The following is a 15,426-nucleotide window of genomic DNA, read 5'->3' as shown; positions in this document are numbered from 1 at the left end:
GGCGCCGTCCGTCCCCGTAGGGTCCGAGCATGGAGATCGGTGCGCGGATTGCCGCGGCTCAGCTGGCCGGAGCGACGAGATCGAAGCGGCAGGTGGTCGCCGGGCCGCTGGTCGGGTTGTTGCACGAGGACGATGTCTGGTACCTGTCCGGCATGCTCGCGGCCGAGCCCGGCAAGCCGTTCGAGCCGGCCGAGGTCCCGTGGGCCCTCGCCATCATCCGCCAGGCGTTCGCCACCGAAGGCCGCTGGTTGAGCGCCGAGCTCGTCGACGAAGCCAATCCCGGGCTGGCCGAAGCGCTCGAGGCCAATGGCATGACGATCGTCTCCCGCCCGCCGCTGCTCGCGGTCGAGCCGGACGGCCTCACCCTCCCGGAACTTCCGGACGGCGTCACCGTCGAGCTGGTCACCACCGACGAGGAGCAGGCTGAGGCGAACTCGGTGTCCGCCGACGCCTACGAGATGGACGGCGCGGGTTTCACCCGGCATGCCGATCCTGTCGACGGCGGCTGCGTCCTCGTTCGTGTCGATGGTGTCGCCGCTGCCAGCGCTTCCTGGACCGCGGTGGCGGACGCTGTCACCGAGGTGGCCGGTGTCGGCACCATCCACAGTCATCGCCGTCGTGGGCTCGGAGCGATCGCGACGGCGTACGCGACCCAGCAGGCCTTCGACCGCGCCGGCGCGACACTCGCCTGGCTCACCCCGGGCGACGACGGCGCCGACCGCATCTACCGTCGGCTCGGCTGCGCCCCCAAGGCAACCGCCGTGCACCTGGGCGACCCCGGCGGTCACCTCGCCGACCTGCGCTGAGTCATGAACCTGCGCGCGGAGATCGTCTTCGCCGGCGGCCAACCTCTGGCCTGATTACGGTGTCAGCAGTCGGATGACGCTGGTGTGAAGCGAGGTGGACGCCTTTTTCGCCGGCAGGCGGTTGGCGGCCACGGCCTCGCCGGCCGCGTGACCGAGCGCGATCAGGGCTGAAACCAACCAGGCGACAGGCAAATCGCGGGGGATTTCGCCCGCGCGTTGACCGCGGCGGATGAGTCGCTCAAACCGCTCGACCACGGGTCCGTGGCGGTCGTCCCGCTGCACCGACATCGGTAGGTGTAGCAGTAACGGGTGCTGCTCGAAACCGCGCCAGGCGAGGTCGATCAACGTCAGGATCGTGTCCACCGCCGGCCCGTCATCGACATCGACGGCGTCGATCGCCTGCATCGTCTCGCGGGTGAGCTCGTCGACGACCGCGTTCAGCAGTACGTCGCGCGACGGGAAGTGGGCGTACACGGTCTGCCGGGTGACACTCGCGGCCTCGGCAACGCTCTCCATGCTCGCGTCGATCCGTTCGTCCAGCAGCGTGATCGCGGCGGTCAGGATCGCCGTCCGGCTCCGATCCGCGTCCGCTCGGCGTCGCCTCCGCCGTACCGGCTCATCCTTTGACACCTTGTCAAGGTTAGCCGACCGAGCTAGCTTTGACAGCATGTCAGATTTAAGTGTGCGGGAGTTCGTCGCGGACTTCTTCGACTCGTTCACCCGGGAGGTCGTCGCGGGTGGGGACGCGGGGGCGATCGTGGATCGGTACTACACGCCTGATGTCGAGCAGATCGCCGACGGCGTGACGCTGGACCGGCAGCGGTTGATCGACCACCTGCGCCCGGTGCGGAAGAACCTGGTGGCGTGGAAGTACGACGTTCATGAGGCGATGCGATCGGGGGACCGGCTGGCGGCGCGGTTCACAGTGCACGCGGAGATGCGGCGGGGGCGGACGATCTCGACCGAGGTGTACCTGTTCGGCGAACTGGCCCCGGATGGGCGCATTCGCCGAACGACGCAGGCGACGCGCGAGGTGAGTGCGCGATGAGTACGCAGGCGACCCGGGAGGCGGGTACGCGATGAGTTCGCAGGAGTTCCGCGTGCTGGGGATGAGTTGTGGGCACTGCGTGCGGTTCGTGACCGAGGAGCTCGAGACCCTACCGGGGGTCGAGTCGGTCGCGATCGATCTGCCGGCCGAACTGGTCACGGTGGTGAGCGAACGCGCGCTCGATCCGGCCGCCGTCCGAGCAGCGGTCGAGGCGGCCGGCTACCAGCTTGATCAGCCGTAGACGTACAAGTTGCCCTGAGCACCGACCATTCAGCCCTCCGGCAAAGGCCGGTAGGTCAGTAACACGATGCCGGACTCGAAGGACTTGACCTCCGTCAGCCGCAGCGATTGCGGGATGCCGTCAGGGAAGAGCCGGCGACCGGTGGTGACCACGGTCGGGTAGACGAACAGGCGGTACTCGTCGACGAGACCCGCCGCGATCACTGCGTGCGCCAGGCTGATGCTGCCGGTGCAGACGATGTCCCGGCCGGTGGTGGTCTTGAGCCGGCGTACGTCGTCCAGCTCGCGCAGGATCGTGGTCGGCTCCCACCCGGGCTCCTGCAGCGTGGTGGAAACGACGTACTTGTGCACCTGGTTGAGATACGCCGTGACACCGGTCGTGTCGTCCGTCTGCTGCGGCCAGAATCCCCGCATCGCCTCGAACGTCAGCCGCCCGGTCAGGAACGCGTCCGCCCGCGACGCCTGCTCGTTCAGCACATCCAGCAGGTCCGATCCACCGCCGCCCGCGTCGAACCAGTGGCCCGCCTCGACGACGCCGTCCACGGTGATGTTCTGGGTGACGATCAGGTCCCGCATCAGCTCTCCTCCAGCGATAGGTTCAGCCGGTACGTCGGACTCGATCGCCGCCCCTCGACATCAGCGGACCGTGAAACCCGCCTTGCGGAAGGCGTCCGCGAGCGAGGTCTCGTCCATCGGCGTCTCGCTCTGCGAACCGCCGCGGCCGCCGCGTCCATCGCCACGCCCACCTTGGCCACCCGGCCCGCGTCCACCACGTCCGCCTTGACCGCCACCCGGCCCACGACCGCCCTGACCACCGCCGGGCCCACGACCACCCTGGCCACCCTGACCACCCGGGCCGCCGGCAGGCCCGCGGCCCTGACCGCCCGGACCACGGCCGCCCTGACCACGGCCGCCCTGACCACCTTGGCCACCTTGACCGCCCGCGCGTGCACCGCGGTCACCCGGGCGACCGCCGGGGCCGCTGCCGGGCTCGTCGTCGAGGCGGAGGGTAAGGGAGATGCGGTTGCGCGGGATGTCGACCTCGAGCACCTTCACCTTGACGATGTCGCCGGGCTTGACCACCTCGCGCGGGTCCTTGACGAAGTTCTTCGACAGCGCCGACACGTGCGCCAGCCCGTCCTGGTGGACGCCGATGTCGATGAACGCCCCGAACGCGGCCACGTTGGTGACCTGACCCTCCAGCCGCATCCCCGGCTTCAGGTCGGCGATCTTGTCCACTCCTTCGGCGAACACCGCGGTCTTGAACGCCGGCCGCGGGTCCCGCCCCGGCTTCTCCAGCTCGGCCAGGATGTCGGTTACCGTCGGCAGGCCGAACATGTCGTCGACGAAGTCCGCCGCGTTCAGCTTCTTCAGCGCCGCCGACCCGATCAGCGACTTCACGTCCTGACCGGTCGCGTCGAGGATCCGGCGGACGACGGGATACGCCTCCGGGTGCACGCTGGACGCGTCCAGCGGGTCGTCGCCGTCGGGGATCCGGAGGAACCCGGCCGCCTGCTCGAACGCCTTCGGGCCGAGCCGCGCCACCTCCTTCAACGCCGTACGGGACTTGAACGGACCGTTCTGGTCGCGGTGCAGCACGATGTTGTCGGCCAGGCCGGGCGTGATACCCGAGACCCGGGTGAGCAGCGGTGCGGAGGCCGTGTTCAGGTCGACGCCGACCGCGTTCACACAGTCCTCGACGACCGCGTCGAGGGAGCGGGACAGCGAGTTCTCCGGCAGGTCGTGCTGGTACTGCCCGACGCCGATCGACTTCGGGTCGATCTTCACCAGCTCGGCCAGCGGGTCCTGCAGCCGGCGGGCGATCGAGACCGCGCCACGCAGCGACACGTCCATCCCGGGCAGCTCCTGCGAGGCGAACGCGGAGGCCGAGTAGACCGACGCGCCGGCCTCGGAGACGACCGCCTTGGTCAGCTTGAGCTCCGGGTGCTTGGCGATCAGCTCGGCGGCCAGCTTGTCCGTCTCGCGCGACGCCGTACCGTTGCCGATGGCAATCAGCTCGACGTTGTGCGCGGCGGCCAGCGCGGCCAGCGTGGCGATCGACTTGTCCCACTGGTTCTGCGGGACGTGCGGGTAGATGACGCCGGTGTTGACCACCTTGCCGGTCGCGTCCACCACGGCGACCTTGACGCCGGTCCGGAAGCCCGGGTCGAGGCCCATGGTCGCGCGGGTGCCGGCCGGGGCGGCGAGCAGCAGGTCGCGCAGGTTGGCCGCGAACACCCGGATCGCCTCGTCCTCGGCGATCTGCCGCAGCCGCATCCGCAGGTCGATACCGAGGTGGACCAGGATCTTCGTCCGCCAGGCCCAGCGGACCGTCTCGACCAGCCACTTGTCGGCCGGGCGGCCCTGGTTCTCGATCCCGTTCTTGCGGGCGATGGTGGTCTCGTACTCGGTCGGGCCCTCGGGCTCGACGCCGGCCGGGAGCGGCTCGACCGTCAGGGTGAGCACGTCCTCCTTCTCGCCGCGGAACATGGCCAGGATCCGGTGCGACGGCATCTTGGTGAACGGCTCGTCGAAGTCGAAGTAGTCGGAGAACTTCGCGCCCTCGGTCTCCTTGCCCTCCCGGACGGCCGAGGCGAGCCGGCCCTGCGTCCAGAGCCGCTCGCGCAGCTCGCCGATCAGGTCGGCGTCCTCGGCGAACCGCTCGACCAGGATCGCCCGCGCGCCGTCCAGCGCCGCCTGCGCATCGGCCACCCCGGCCTCGGGGTTCACGAACACCGCGGCCGCCGCGAACGGCTCCACGTCGGGGTCGGCCAGCAGCCCGTCGGCGAGCGGCTCCAGCCCGGCCTCCCGGGCGATCATCGCCTTGGTACGCCGTTTGGGCTTGAACGGGAGGTAGATGTCCTCGAGCCGCGACTTGGTGTCGGCGGCAAGGATCTGCTCCTTCAGCGCGTCGTCCAGCTTGCCCTGGCTCGCGATCGACTCGAGCACCGTCTGGCGGCGCTCATCCAGCTCGCGAAGGTACCGCAGGCGCTCCTCGATCGTGCGCAGCTGCGCGTCGTCGAGCATCCCGGTGACCTCTTTGCGGTACCGCGCGATGAACGGAACCGTCGACCCCTCGTCGAGCAGCGCCACCGCTGCCCGCACCTGGTTCTCGCCGACCTCCAGCTCACTGGCGATCCGCTGCTCGACCGACTGCACCACCACTGTCCGATTCCCCTCTACCGACAACTTGCCCCGGGCGACCCGCACCCGCGTGGGCCATATCCTTCCCCATCCCACCCCCCACACCGAAACCCGATCCCTCACCCTGTGGACAACTTCCGTGCGATGATCACGCCACGACCTGGGAGGAACGACGCATGGGGCAGTTCGGCAGGTTCGTGGTGCGGACGCTGGAGCCACCGCGCGTCGTGCCGCGCATCCTCACGCGGCTGAATACGGTCGTGGCGGCGAGTCGATGAGCCGGAGCGCCGAGTCCCCGGGGCGCGGGCCGACGTGGATCGGCGTGGCAGCCTTGGTCTTGGCGCTGCTCGGCGTACTGGTGCTGGCCGATGCCACCTCCCGCCAGCGGCTGAGCCGTGAGCTGCTCGACGACGGGATCGAGACGGTGGCCGACTCGGTCCAGGTCGAGGTCACCGGTGGGGCAGGCCGTCCGTCCATCGCCGAGGTGCGGGTCGACTTCACGGCCAGCGGGGTGGACCGGATCCGGACCTCCCTGGACCACATCAACGACGACCGCCAAGGGATGCCGGAAGGTGTTCAGGCGCCCGATCCCGGCACTCGGTACGCGATGCCTCTGCGCCTCGTCTACCGCCAGTCCGATCCCACGACCGTGCTGGCCATGGAGGACGCCCGTCAGTGGGTCGCGGACAAGGACGCTCCCCGCCTCGGTCAAGGCCTTCTCGGCGCAGGCGTGGCGCTCCTCTTCCTGGCGATGTTGCTCCTGACCATCAGCGCCCGCCGCCGCGGCCTGTCCTGGTGGCAGTGGTACACCGAAACCCCCGCCCGCCACCGCAGGTAACCAACCACCGGGTCGACCGGGACTGGCGCCCTGATCACGCTTGCGGTGGCTGAGCTCCAGTTGAGCCGGGTACGACGAAACTCCCCGCAGCCGGCGTGGTTGCGGGGAGTTCGTCGTACCGGAGTCAGGCTGCTTCGAGGGCGAGGTCTTCTTCGGTGGTTGTCTCGATCGGCTGCTTGGCCGGGCGCATCAGGGTGCAGGCGATGACTACTGCGGCGGTGACGATGGCGGCGGCGATCGCGAAGGACAGGTGGTAGCCGGAGGTGAGGGCTTGCAGGGGAGCCTTGCCGGCCGCGTCCAGTCCGGCGGTGCGGGTGGCCGCCAGGGTGGCCAGGACAGCCAGGCCCAGGGCGGCGCCGACCTGGGCGGTGGTGCCGATCAGGCCGGAGGCCAGGCCCGCGTCCTCGGGCTTCACGTCCGCCATCGACAGACCCATCAGGGCCGGGAAGCAGATGCCGGCGCCCAGGCCCAGCAGAACCAGCACGGGCAGCACGTGGACGATGTAGTTGCCACCGACCGGCGCCTGGGTGAACAGGGCCAGACCGACCACGATCAGCACCAGTCCGGCGATCAGCGGGCGGCGCGGACCGAACCGCATGACCAGCTTGTCGGAGTACCTCACCGACAGCAGGCCCATCACCACGGTGGTCGGCAGGAACGCCAGCCCGATCTCGAGAGCGTCGTACCCGAGGACGCGCTGCAGGTAGAGCGAGCCGAGGAAGAAGATGCCGAACATCCCCGAGGCGGCCAGCGCCTGGATCAGGTTGGCGCCGGTCAGTTTGCGGGAGCGGAAGATCCGCAGCGGCACCAGCGGGTTGGCCGCGGTCGCCTCACGAACGATGAAGCCGGCCAGCAGGACGACCGTCACCAGGCCCAGGACGAGCGTGCGGGGTGCGGTCCAACCGAGCTCGGCGGCGGGCTTGACGATGGTGAACACGCCGACCATCAACGCCGCGGTGATCAGCACGGCTCCCGGCACATCGGTGCCGCGGCCCATCCCGAGACCCTTGTCCTTCTCGATCAGCCGGATCGCCAGTACGGCGGTCAGCGCGCCGATCGGCAGGTTGACGAAGAAGATCCAGTGCCAGTTGATCGCCTGGGTCAGCACGCCGCCCGCGAGCAGCCCGATCGAGCCGCCGGCCGATGCCACGAAGGCGTAGACGCCGATGGCCTTGGCCTGCTCGCGCGGTTCGGGGAACAGCGTCACGATCATGCCCAGGATCACCGCGGAGGTCAGCGCGCCGCCGACACCCTGGACGAACCGGGCGATGACCAGCACCTCCTGCGACTGCGAGAGCCCGCACAGCACCGAGGCGATGGTGAAGACGGTCAGGCCGCCGACGAAGACGTTCCGCCGGCCGAGCAGGTCGCCGAGCCGGCCGGCCAGCAGGAGCAGGCCGCCGAAGGCGATCAGGTAGCCGTTCACCACCCAGGCCAGCGAGGAGCTGGTGAAGCCCAGATCGTCCTGGATGGCCGGCAGGGCCACGTTCACCACGGTGACGTCGAGCACGATCATCAACATGCCCGCGCACAGCGTGTAGAGGGCCAGCCAGCGCGAGCGGCCGCCCTGCGCGGCCGGCGTCGTCGCCAGGGTCTCGGTCGTCGCGTCCATTTCCGGTTCTCTCCTTGGTCCGTAGGGGCCTTACACCCATACGTCGAACCAGAACCGGTCAGATTGACACGTCGCCGGAAGTTTTTCTGGCCGGCCTCGCCATCCAGTGCGCGATCAGCGCCGGGACGAGGCCGGATCCGATCACGAACAGCGTCACCACCTGCGACACCAGCGCGAACCAGGTGAACAGGGCGACCACCCCGCCGGCGACCGGCAGCGAGCGGCGGAGCAGGAAGATGTTCGCGGACCGGAACAGGCTCTTCGTGGTGGTCTCTTCACCCACCTCCGGCAGTACGGCGAGCGCACTCAGGTAGAGGCCCACGATCATCCCGGTCAGTGGGATCAGCACCGCCAGCGCCAAGATCCGCACCACGCCGTCGCTGTACGCCCAGAAGGCCAGGCCGAAGGCGAGCGCGATCCCGCCGAAGTACAGGCCGAGCCCGATCAGCCAGAACCGCCGGAAGGCCCACCGGAACTGCTGGAAGAACCGCCGCAGCAACGCAGGCCGGTCCTGGCTGATGGCGTCCGGCAGTACCCGCTGCATCGCGAACGCGGCCGGGAACAGGGTGACGATGCCGATACTGAGGACCAGGAACACCAGCTGCAGCATCAGCAGGTCGCCGATCATGGACAGCTTCGCCAGGACGGTGTTGGTCCGGCCGGCACCTTCCACCGATTGCCTCCTCGTTCCGCGTGGACCGATGTTGATCGTATGATCACGTTCAATCACGTGAGACACCAGGGGACTACATGCTTGCACCGGAGCGCCACGAGCTGATCCTGCGGAGCCTACGGCGGCACGGCCGGCTCCGGGTGGCCGAGCTGGTCGCCGAGCTCGGCGTCTCCGCGATCACAGTACGCCGGGACCTCGCCGAGCTGGACTCGGCCGGCCTGCTCCGCCGGGTGCACGGCGGCGCGATCGGCACCAGCCCGGAGGGCCGGACCGCGTCCGGCAGCCAGTTGACGATCGGCATCGTCGTACCGAGTGCGGCGACGTACTACTCCGACGTGATCCGCGGCGCCGAGGCGATGGCCGAGCGGTACGGCGCCCGCCTCGTGCTCGGCGTGTCCGGGTACGACGCGGTGAAGGAGGAGGAGCGGATCGAGCGGGTGCTCGGCATCGGCGTGGCCGGGCTGATGATCAGCACCGCGCTCGGCGACGGCGACGCGGACCAACTCGGCTCCCGCCTGGACGCGATCGACGTACCCGTGGTGCTGATGGAGCGGGCGTTCGGGTTCCCGCAGGTGGCGCGCGAGTACGACCACGTCCGCACCGACCACGCGTACGGCGCGATGCTGGCGCTGCGGCATTTCGTCTCGCTCGGTCATCGGCGGATCGCGATCAACCTGCAGGCGACGGTGACGGCGTACTGGCTGCGACGCGGGATCGAGGCGGCCGCGTCCACGCTGGACGTCGAGCTGTTCTTGTCCCCGGTGGATCTGCCGGCGCATGGCGAGGATCCGGCCGCGGTGGCGCAGCTCGACGCGTTCCTGGCCGAGTGCGAGTCGTTCGGCAGCCGGGCGGTGCTGGTGCACTCCGACGAGCACGGCGCCCGGCTGGTGGAGCGGGCGATGGAGCGTGGACTCCGGGTGCCCGAGGATCTCGCCGTCATCGCGTACAACGACGTGACCGCCGCGCTGGCCGTCGTACCGCTGACTGCCGTCTGCCCGCCGAAGTTCGCCCTCGGTGAGGCCGCCTGTGAGCTGCTCCTGCGCAAGCTCCAGTCCGGGCCGGGCCCGGTGCAGCACCTCAGCCTGCTGCCCGACCTCAACATCCGCACCTCCTGCGGCGCCGCCGCCCGGCCAAGCCTGGAACTTCGATCGGTCTAGTTCCGGAACTGATCGAAAGTGATCATTCGAGCGCCGAGCTATTGACGAGGAAAGCCCTTTCCCATACTTTCGCTGCACTTGGGGTGACGGTCTGATCACCGCACCCTGGCCGGAACAGGCAGCGAAGGAGCTCCCCTGTGAGACGTGGTGTGGGACTGACCATGCTGACCGCCGCGCTCGCGGTCGTCGTCAGCAGTTGTGGCAGCGGGGTGATCGACAAGAGCACGGACGGCGTCCCGCCGGCCGAGGCCACCGGGACGTTGCGGGTGCTGATCCCGTCCTTCCCGCCCAGTACCCAGGGCCGGGCGGAGTTCCAGAAGGTCGTCGACGACTTCCACAAGACCTATCCGAAGATGAAGGTCGAGCCGGACTTCGCGACGTACACCAATCTGAACGAGAAGCTGTCCACCTCGATCGCGGCCGGTATCCCGTACGACGTGATGGTCACCGGTGTCGGCTGGGTCCAGCCGTTCGCGTCGAAGCGGATCTTCCTCGACCTGGCCCAGTACGGCGTCACGCCCGACGTGATCAAGGAGAAGAGCATCGCCGCGCTGATCCCGGCGGCGACGTACGACGACAAGCTGTACGCCTACCCGCTGCTCGCCGACGCCCGCGCGGTCGCATTGCGCACGAGCGCGTTCCGCGAGGCCGGTCTCGATCCGGACAAACCGCCGACCTCACTGGCCGAGATCAAGGTGGCGGCCGAGAAGCTGACCAAGCGGGACGCCAACGGGACGATCACCCGCAGCGGTTTCGACCTCGCCTCGCCGACCGGTTTCCGCCAGTCGTTCACCACCTTCCTGGCCTCCACCGGTACGCCGCTCTACGTCGGCGGCGAGCCGAACTTCAACAACAAGGAAGGCCTGGACACGCTGTTGTGGATCAAGTCGATGATCAACAACGTCCAGCCGTACGGCCAGCGGAACGCGTCCCAGCAACCTCTCGTCTACACCGGTGAGGCCGCGATGGGCATCGTCGCCGGCGCGGTCGACTGCTCGGAGAAGGGCGTCGGGCAGAAGACCTGTGACGACCTGAAGTTCTTCCGGTTCGACAGCGGCAAGCAGATCGAGTACGTCGGTGGCGACCTGGCCTCGATCGGGTCGCGCAGCCGGCACAAGGACGCCGCCTGGGCCTTCATCCAGTCGCTGACCAAGCCGACCACGCTGGACGCGGTCGCCAAGCTGAACAAGAAGATCCCGGCCTACAAGGACGCGAGCAACTCACCGCAGGCGAAGTCGAACCCGTTGAGCCAGTTCGTCGCCGACGGGTTGGTCTACGCGGTCAACGAGAACGAGGTGCCGTCCAACTGGCTCGAGATGCGCGGCAATTTCGACATCCAGCTCACCCAGGCGGTCCTCGGCCAGAAGGATCCCGCCAAGGTGCTGAACAACCTGGCAGGGCAGTCACGATGAGTACAACCCTCGAACGTCCCGCACTTGACACTTCGCGCAAGGTCGCGCCGGCCAGGGACCGCCGGACGCTGATCCGCGGTCAGGCCCGGGCCGGCTGGATCCTGTTGTCGCCGGCCCTGCTGCACTCCGCCGTCTTCATCGTCATTCCGGTGGTCGCCGTCCTCGTGCTGAGCCTGACCGACTACAGCTTCGGCGACTCGTGGGCCTGGGTCGGGTTCACCAATTACACCGACCTCTTCCGCGACGTCGACTTCCAGGCCTCGCTGTTCAACACGGTGCTGTACGCGATCGTGGTCATCCCGGTGTCGATGGCGGTCGCGCTGGCGGTCGCGGTCGGGCTGAACCAGAAGATCAGGGCGCTCGGCTTCTTCCGGACCGCGTTCTACATCCCGACGGTGACGGCGACGGTCGCGATCGCCACCATCTGGCTGTGGATCTACAACCCGGGTTCCGGCCTGGCGAACGGATTCCTCAGCCTGTTCGGTTTCGCGCCCACCCAGTGGCTGTCCGACCCGGCCACCGCGCTGCCGTCGCTGATGGTGATCGGTGTCTGGCAGGGCCTGGGGACCAAGATCATCATCTACCTGGCCGCGTTGCAGGGCGTCTCCCGCGACCTGCTGGAGTCGGCCGACCTGGACGGCGCGAACCGCTGGCAGAAGTTCGCCAACGTGACCTGGCCGGCGCTCGGCCCGGTGCAGTTCTTCGTCCTGATCACCTCGATCGTCGGCACCTTCCAGGTGTTCGACCTGGTCTACGTGATGACCCAGGGCGGGCCCGGCACCGAGACCCGCGTGCTGGTGCTGGACATCTACCAGAACGCGTTCACGGACCTGAAACTCGGCTACGCGTCCGCCGAGACCGTGATCATGATGGTCGTGATCGCGATCTTCATCGGCCTCGGACGCCTGCTCCAGAAGGCGGATGCCAATGACTAGCGTGACTGTGGCCGGCCCGGCGGCGGCGCCGAAGCCGTCGTCGATCCGGATCGGCCGGATCCTGTTGTACGCCGTCCTGACCGTCGGCTCGATCCTGATGATCACGCCGTTCGCCTGGATGCTGCTGACCGCTTTCAAGAGCAACCAGGAGATCATGCAGTTCTCCTGGCTGCCGGGTGAGCTGCGCTGGCGCAACTTCACCGAGGCGATGCAGACCGCGCCGTTCCTGCGCTATTTCCGCAACAGCCTGCTCATCGCGGTCGGCGAGACGGCGTTCACCCTGGCGGTCTGTACGACGGCCGGTTACGCGCTGGCGAAACTGCCGCTGCGTGGCTCGAAGGCGTTGCTGAACTACTTCATCGTGCTGCTGCTCGTGCCGTTCCAGATCATCCTGGTACCGCTGTTCCTGATCGTGAAGTCGATCCCGCTGTTCGGCGGCAACAACATCCTCGGCCAGGGCGGGATCGGCTGGCTGAACTCCTGGTGGGGCCTGATCATCCCGCTCGGCGCGGCGCCGCTGTTCACCTTCCTGGCCCGGCAGTTCTACGTCTCGCTGCCGGACGAGCTGGCCCAGGCGGCCCGGGTCGACGGGCTCGGCGAGTTCGGCATCTTCTGGCGGATCATGACGCCGCTGATCAAGCCGGCCCTCATCACCATCTGCGTGTTCCAGATCGAGGCGGCCTGGAACGGCTTCCTCTGGCCGCTGATGATCACCACCTCGGACGCGATGCGGCCGCTGCAGCTCGGGCTGGCGATCTTCGCGCAGAACCAGGACGACATCCAGTGGCCTTACCTGATGGCGGGTACGGCGCTGGCCGCGCTGCCGATGATCGTGTTGTTCGTGTTCGCCCAGAAGCGCTTCATCGAAGGAATGGCGAACGTCGGCATCAAGGGCTGAAACCCTCGAACAGGTGCTCACCCCGCCCCGGGTGAGCACCTGCGAGGCCCCCCACAACATGCGGTGGTCCCGAAGAAGCACCGGAGCTTCCCGCTCGGTCCCCCCGCCGGGTCGCTCACCCTTTTATCGTCACAGTGTGGCCGCCGTTACATCATTCCTCCGGATTTCTGCCCGACTTTCCGGATGATTTCTCCCGGAGCCCTGCGGAGTTACGTTTCGCATCCGCGAGGCGACCGTGAGTAGACCGTCGCCGTCGGGGAACCAGAGGTGACATGCGGATCCGCGTGCTCACCCTGAACGTCCAGCACGACGCCGGCGACCCCCGTCGTACCGAGCTGATCAACGCCGAGCTCCGGCGGTTGTCGCCGGACCTGGTCGCGTTCCAGGAGGTCTGCTACCCGAGCCGCAGCGATCAGCTCGCCCAACTGGTTGAAGGCACCGGGCTGGCCCACACCACACACCAGGCCGGGGTGCTCGACACCGATTGGAACGACGGTACGGCGCTCGCGACCCGGTGGCCGCATCGAGTGGTCGACGTACAGGAGCATCGCGCTTCGGCGGACTCGCAGGTGCATTGGTGGACCTTGGCCGCGGCGGTCGACGTACCGGCGCTGGGTGAGTTGCTGTTCGTGCACCCCGCGACGCCGTGGCGACTCGATCACGCTGCGGCTCGCGAGCAGCAGTTGCTGGCGGCGGTCGAACTGGATGAACGCCATCGCTTCCGGTTGCCGTCGATCATCGCCGGTGATCTGAACGCGACGCCGAAATCGGCCGGGATCCGGTTCCTGACCGGGCTGCAGGCGCTCGGTGGGCGCAGTACGCAGTACCACGATGCGTGGGTGGTGGGCGGCAATGGCACCGGCTTCACCTGGACCGTGGCCAATCCGCTCGCGGCGGACGAGATCGAGCGGCTGGTCGGCCAGCCGCGGCACCGGCGCCGGATCGACTACATCTTCGTCGGCTCCGCGCACTCCCATCCGGAGGCCCGGGCCCGGGTGCTGCGGGCCGAGCTGATCGGAGACGGACCGGTCGACGGCGTCTGGCTCAGCGACCACTTCGGCGTACTCGCCGATCTGGAGTACTCGGTCCTCTGATCGCCGGAATACTCGGCGGCATGCCGATTCTCTTCGTCGACCTGGAAACCACGAGTGTGCGTGAGCCTTGGCTGCCCGGCGGCCGGCAGATCTGGCAGTTGGCTGTCATCCGGCGTGAGGACGACGGCAACGAGACGGCGTACAACCGGTTCATCCACCTCGACGAGCTCAGCCTGTCCCTGCGCGTCGGCTGAGGGTCGGCTACCGCAGGTGGCTGCGGACTATCTGCTGTACGAGGGGGGTGAGGTTGGTGGTGCCCAGGAGGTCCAGGGCACGGGTGGCGCGGAGGGTGGCGAGGCCGTGGATGTTGGTCCAGAGGGCGATTGCCCGGTCGCGGGGGTCGGGGGTGCTGGGGCGGGCCTGGGCGACGAGGTCGGCGAAATGCTGGAAGAGGGGGAGTGAGCGCGACCTGAGGTTGCCGCCGGCGCCTTCCAGAAGGTCGTGCCTGAAGAGGAGTTCGAACATGCCGGGACGTTCGGCGGCGAACCCGAGGTAGCGCAGAGCCGCGTCGATCAGTCCTTCTTCCGGAATGCCTTCCGCCGCCTGGAGGCGGGCCGAGAGATCTTCCAGGCCGGTCGCGGCGATCGCCGCGAGCAAGGCGTTGTGAGTAGGGAAGTAGCGGCGCGGTGCGCCGTGAGAGACGCCGGTACGGCGGGTGATGGCGCGCAGCGTCAGGTTGCCGAGGCCCTCTTCCTCGAGGAGTTCGACGCCGGCCTGGACGAGTCGGTCGCGCAACGGGCTGCTGGTCACAGTAGACATTGTCTACTATGGTCGCGTAGACAGTGTCTACCCGTGCCATTCCAGGAGGACCCGTGTGGTACTGGCTGTTCAAGTACGTCTTCGCCGGCCCGTTGCTGCGGTTCGTCGGCCGTCCGACGGTCGAAGGGCTGGAGCACATCCCGCGGTCCGGGCCGGTGATCGTGGCGGGCAACCACCTCGCGCTGGCGGACTCGCTGTATCTGTGCCTGCTGGTCCGGCGCCGGATCACGTTCGTCGCGAAGCAGGAGTACTTCGCCGGGGCCGGCCTCAAGGGCCGGCTGATCCGCTGGTTCTTCACCGCCGCCGGCCAGGTGCCGATCGACCGCTCCGGCGGTCGCGCCGCACAGAACGCGCTCGCCGCCGCGACCGCGATCCTCGAAGCCGGCGGGATCTGGGGCATCTACCCCGAGGGCTCCCGCTCACGTGACGGCCGCCTGTACCGCGGCAAGACCGGCGTCATGCGCGTCGCCCTGGCCACAGGTGCGCCCGTCGTACCGGTCGTTGTCACCGGCACCGATCAGGTGAACCCGCCGGACTCCCGCCGCTGGCACTTCGGCCACGTGCACCTGAAGATCTGCCCGCCGCTCGATCTGTCGCCGTACGCCGGCCGTCCGCTCAGCCAGCCGGTGGTCCGCCAGGCGACCGACCACCTGATGCGCGTGCTGCAGTCCCATTCGCAGCAGGAGTACGTCGACACCTACGCCCGCCGGGCCTCGTGATTCGGACCCTTCCCCGGCTAAGCTTCACCACGTGACTGCCGGGTCGGCCTTTGGCCATTCACGAGTTGGGGTCCCGGCCGCGTTCTGAGCG

General features: G+C 68.5%; 17 protein-coding genes. 11 read left to right on the top strand and 6 right to left on the bottom strand.

The features are described from left to right. Positions 1-29 precede the first annotated feature (29 nt). Positions 30-806 (top strand): GNAT family N-acetyltransferase, encoded by a 777-nt coding sequence (locus AB0F43_RS17420; protein WP_360477046.1) that lies wholly within the window; start codon positions 30-32, stop codon positions 804-806. A gap of 54 nt (positions 807-860) precedes the next feature. Here the strand turns inward: AB0F43_RS17420 and AB0F43_RS17415 are convergent, their stop codons facing one another. Beyond that, positions 861-1,436, bottom strand: a complete 576-nt coding sequence (locus AB0F43_RS17415) for a TetR/AcrR family transcriptional regulator (RefSeq protein ID WP_360477043.1) — start codon at positions 1,434-1,436, stop codon at positions 861-863. Between the two features lie 37 nt (positions 1,437-1,473). On the opposite strand from AB0F43_RS17415, the gene AB0F43_RS17410 reads away from it, so the two are divergent. Next, positions 1,474-1,854 carry a nuclear transport factor 2 family protein gene (locus AB0F43_RS17410; RefSeq protein ID WP_360477040.1) on the top strand — a complete coding sequence of 127 codons (381 nt, stop codon included), beginning with the start codon at positions 1,474-1,476 and terminating at the stop codon, positions 1,852-1,854. A gap of 31 nt (positions 1,855-1,885) precedes the next feature. Next, on the top strand, positions 1,886-2,095 hold the full coding sequence (locus tag AB0F43_RS17405) for a heavy metal-associated domain-containing protein (protein ID WP_360477037.1): 210 nt from the start codon (positions 1,886-1,888) through the stop codon (positions 2,093-2,095). Between the two features lie 29 nt (positions 2,096-2,124). Here the strand turns inward: AB0F43_RS17405 and AB0F43_RS17400 are convergent, their stop codons facing one another. Together AB0F43_RS17400 and AB0F43_RS17395 are read right to left on the bottom strand one after the other, a co-directional pair. After that, positions 2,125-2,670, bottom strand: coding sequence for a dihydrofolate reductase family protein (locus tag AB0F43_RS17400; protein WP_360477034.1), 546 nt, complete (start codon positions 2,668-2,670; stop codon positions 2,125-2,127). 60 nt (positions 2,671-2,730) lie between these two features. Next, positions 2,731-5,259, bottom strand: a complete 2,529-nt coding sequence (locus AB0F43_RS17395; protein ID WP_360477031.1) for a Tex family protein — start codon at positions 5,257-5,259, stop codon at positions 2,731-2,733. A 301-nt stretch (positions 5,260-5,560) separates the two neighbouring features. On the opposite strand from AB0F43_RS17395, the gene AB0F43_RS17390 reads away from it, so the two are divergent. Next, entirely contained in the window at positions 5,561-6,076 is a 516-nt protein-coding gene (locus AB0F43_RS17390; protein WP_360477028.1) for a hypothetical protein, read from the top strand. Between the two features lie 124 nt (positions 6,077-6,200). Here AB0F43_RS17390 and AB0F43_RS17385 read toward each other — a convergent pair whose 3' ends face one another. Beyond that, complete coding sequence (locus tag AB0F43_RS17385) at positions 6,201-7,688, bottom strand: DHA2 family efflux MFS transporter permease subunit (protein WP_360477025.1); 1,488 nt, start codon at positions 7,686-7,688, stop codon at positions 6,201-6,203. Positions 7,689-7,746: 58 nt separating this feature from the next. Continuing rightward, complete coding sequence (locus AB0F43_RS17380; RefSeq protein WP_360477022.1) at positions 7,747-8,361, bottom strand: YesL family protein; 615 nt, start codon at positions 8,359-8,361, stop codon at positions 7,747-7,749. Between the two features lie 77 nt (positions 8,362-8,438). Here AB0F43_RS17380 and AB0F43_RS17375 point away from each other — a divergent pair, with 77 nt between their 5' ends. The 6 genes from AB0F43_RS17375 (at position 8,439) to AB0F43_RS17350 (ending at position 14,051) form a co-directional block, all read left to right on the top strand. Then, on the top strand, positions 8,439-9,518 hold the full coding sequence (locus AB0F43_RS17375) for a substrate-binding domain-containing protein (protein WP_360477019.1): 1,080 nt from the start codon (positions 8,439-8,441) through the stop codon (positions 9,516-9,518). 137 nt (positions 9,519-9,655) lie between these two features. After that, positions 9,656-10,930: an extracellular solute-binding protein gene (locus AB0F43_RS17370; RefSeq protein ID WP_360477016.1), complete on the top strand. Its 1,275-nt coding sequence runs from the start codon at positions 9,656-9,658 to the stop codon at positions 10,928-10,930. Then, positions 10,927-11,865 carry a sugar ABC transporter permease gene (locus AB0F43_RS17365; protein ID WP_360477013.1) on the top strand — a complete coding sequence of 313 codons (939 nt, stop codon included), beginning with the start codon at positions 10,927-10,929 and terminating at the stop codon, positions 11,863-11,865. The genes AB0F43_RS17370 and AB0F43_RS17365 overlap by 4 nt, the downstream gene beginning before the upstream one ends. Continuing rightward, positions 11,858-12,763 carry a carbohydrate ABC transporter permease gene (locus AB0F43_RS17360; protein WP_360477010.1) on the top strand — a complete coding sequence of 302 codons (906 nt, stop codon included), beginning with the start codon at positions 11,858-11,860 and terminating at the stop codon, positions 12,761-12,763. The genes AB0F43_RS17365 and AB0F43_RS17360 overlap by 8 nt, the downstream gene beginning before the upstream one ends. A 272-nt stretch (positions 12,764-13,035) precedes the next feature. Further along, positions 13,036-13,857, top strand: a complete 822-nt coding sequence (locus AB0F43_RS17355) for an endonuclease/exonuclease/phosphatase family protein (protein WP_360477007.1) — start codon at positions 13,036-13,038, stop codon at positions 13,855-13,857. 20 nt (positions 13,858-13,877) lie between these two features. Beyond that, complete coding sequence (locus AB0F43_RS17350) at positions 13,878-14,051, top strand: hypothetical protein (protein WP_360477005.1); 174 nt, start codon at positions 13,878-13,880, stop codon at positions 14,049-14,051. Positions 14,052-14,058: 7 nt separating this feature from the next. Here AB0F43_RS17350 and AB0F43_RS17345 read toward each other — a convergent pair whose 3' ends face one another. Beyond that, positions 14,059-14,616: a TetR/AcrR family transcriptional regulator gene (locus AB0F43_RS17345; protein WP_360477002.1), complete on the bottom strand. Its 558-nt coding sequence runs from the start codon at positions 14,614-14,616 to the stop codon at positions 14,059-14,061. A gap of 53 nt (positions 14,617-14,669) precedes the next feature. Here AB0F43_RS17345 and AB0F43_RS17340 point away from each other — a divergent pair, with 53 nt between their 5' ends. After that, complete coding sequence (locus AB0F43_RS17340; protein ID WP_360476999.1) at positions 14,670-15,335, top strand: lysophospholipid acyltransferase family protein; 666 nt, start codon at positions 14,670-14,672, stop codon at positions 15,333-15,335. The last annotated feature ends 91 nt before the right edge of the window (positions 15,336-15,426 follow it).

Origin of the sequence: Kribbella sp. NPDC023972, assembly GCF_040639075.1 — a bacterium.
Classification (GTDB): Bacteria; Actinomycetota; Actinomycetes; order Propionibacteriales; family Kribbellaceae; genus Kribbella.
Note: the sequence above shows the minus strand (reverse complement) of the source record. Positions and strands in the feature narration are given on the sequence as shown.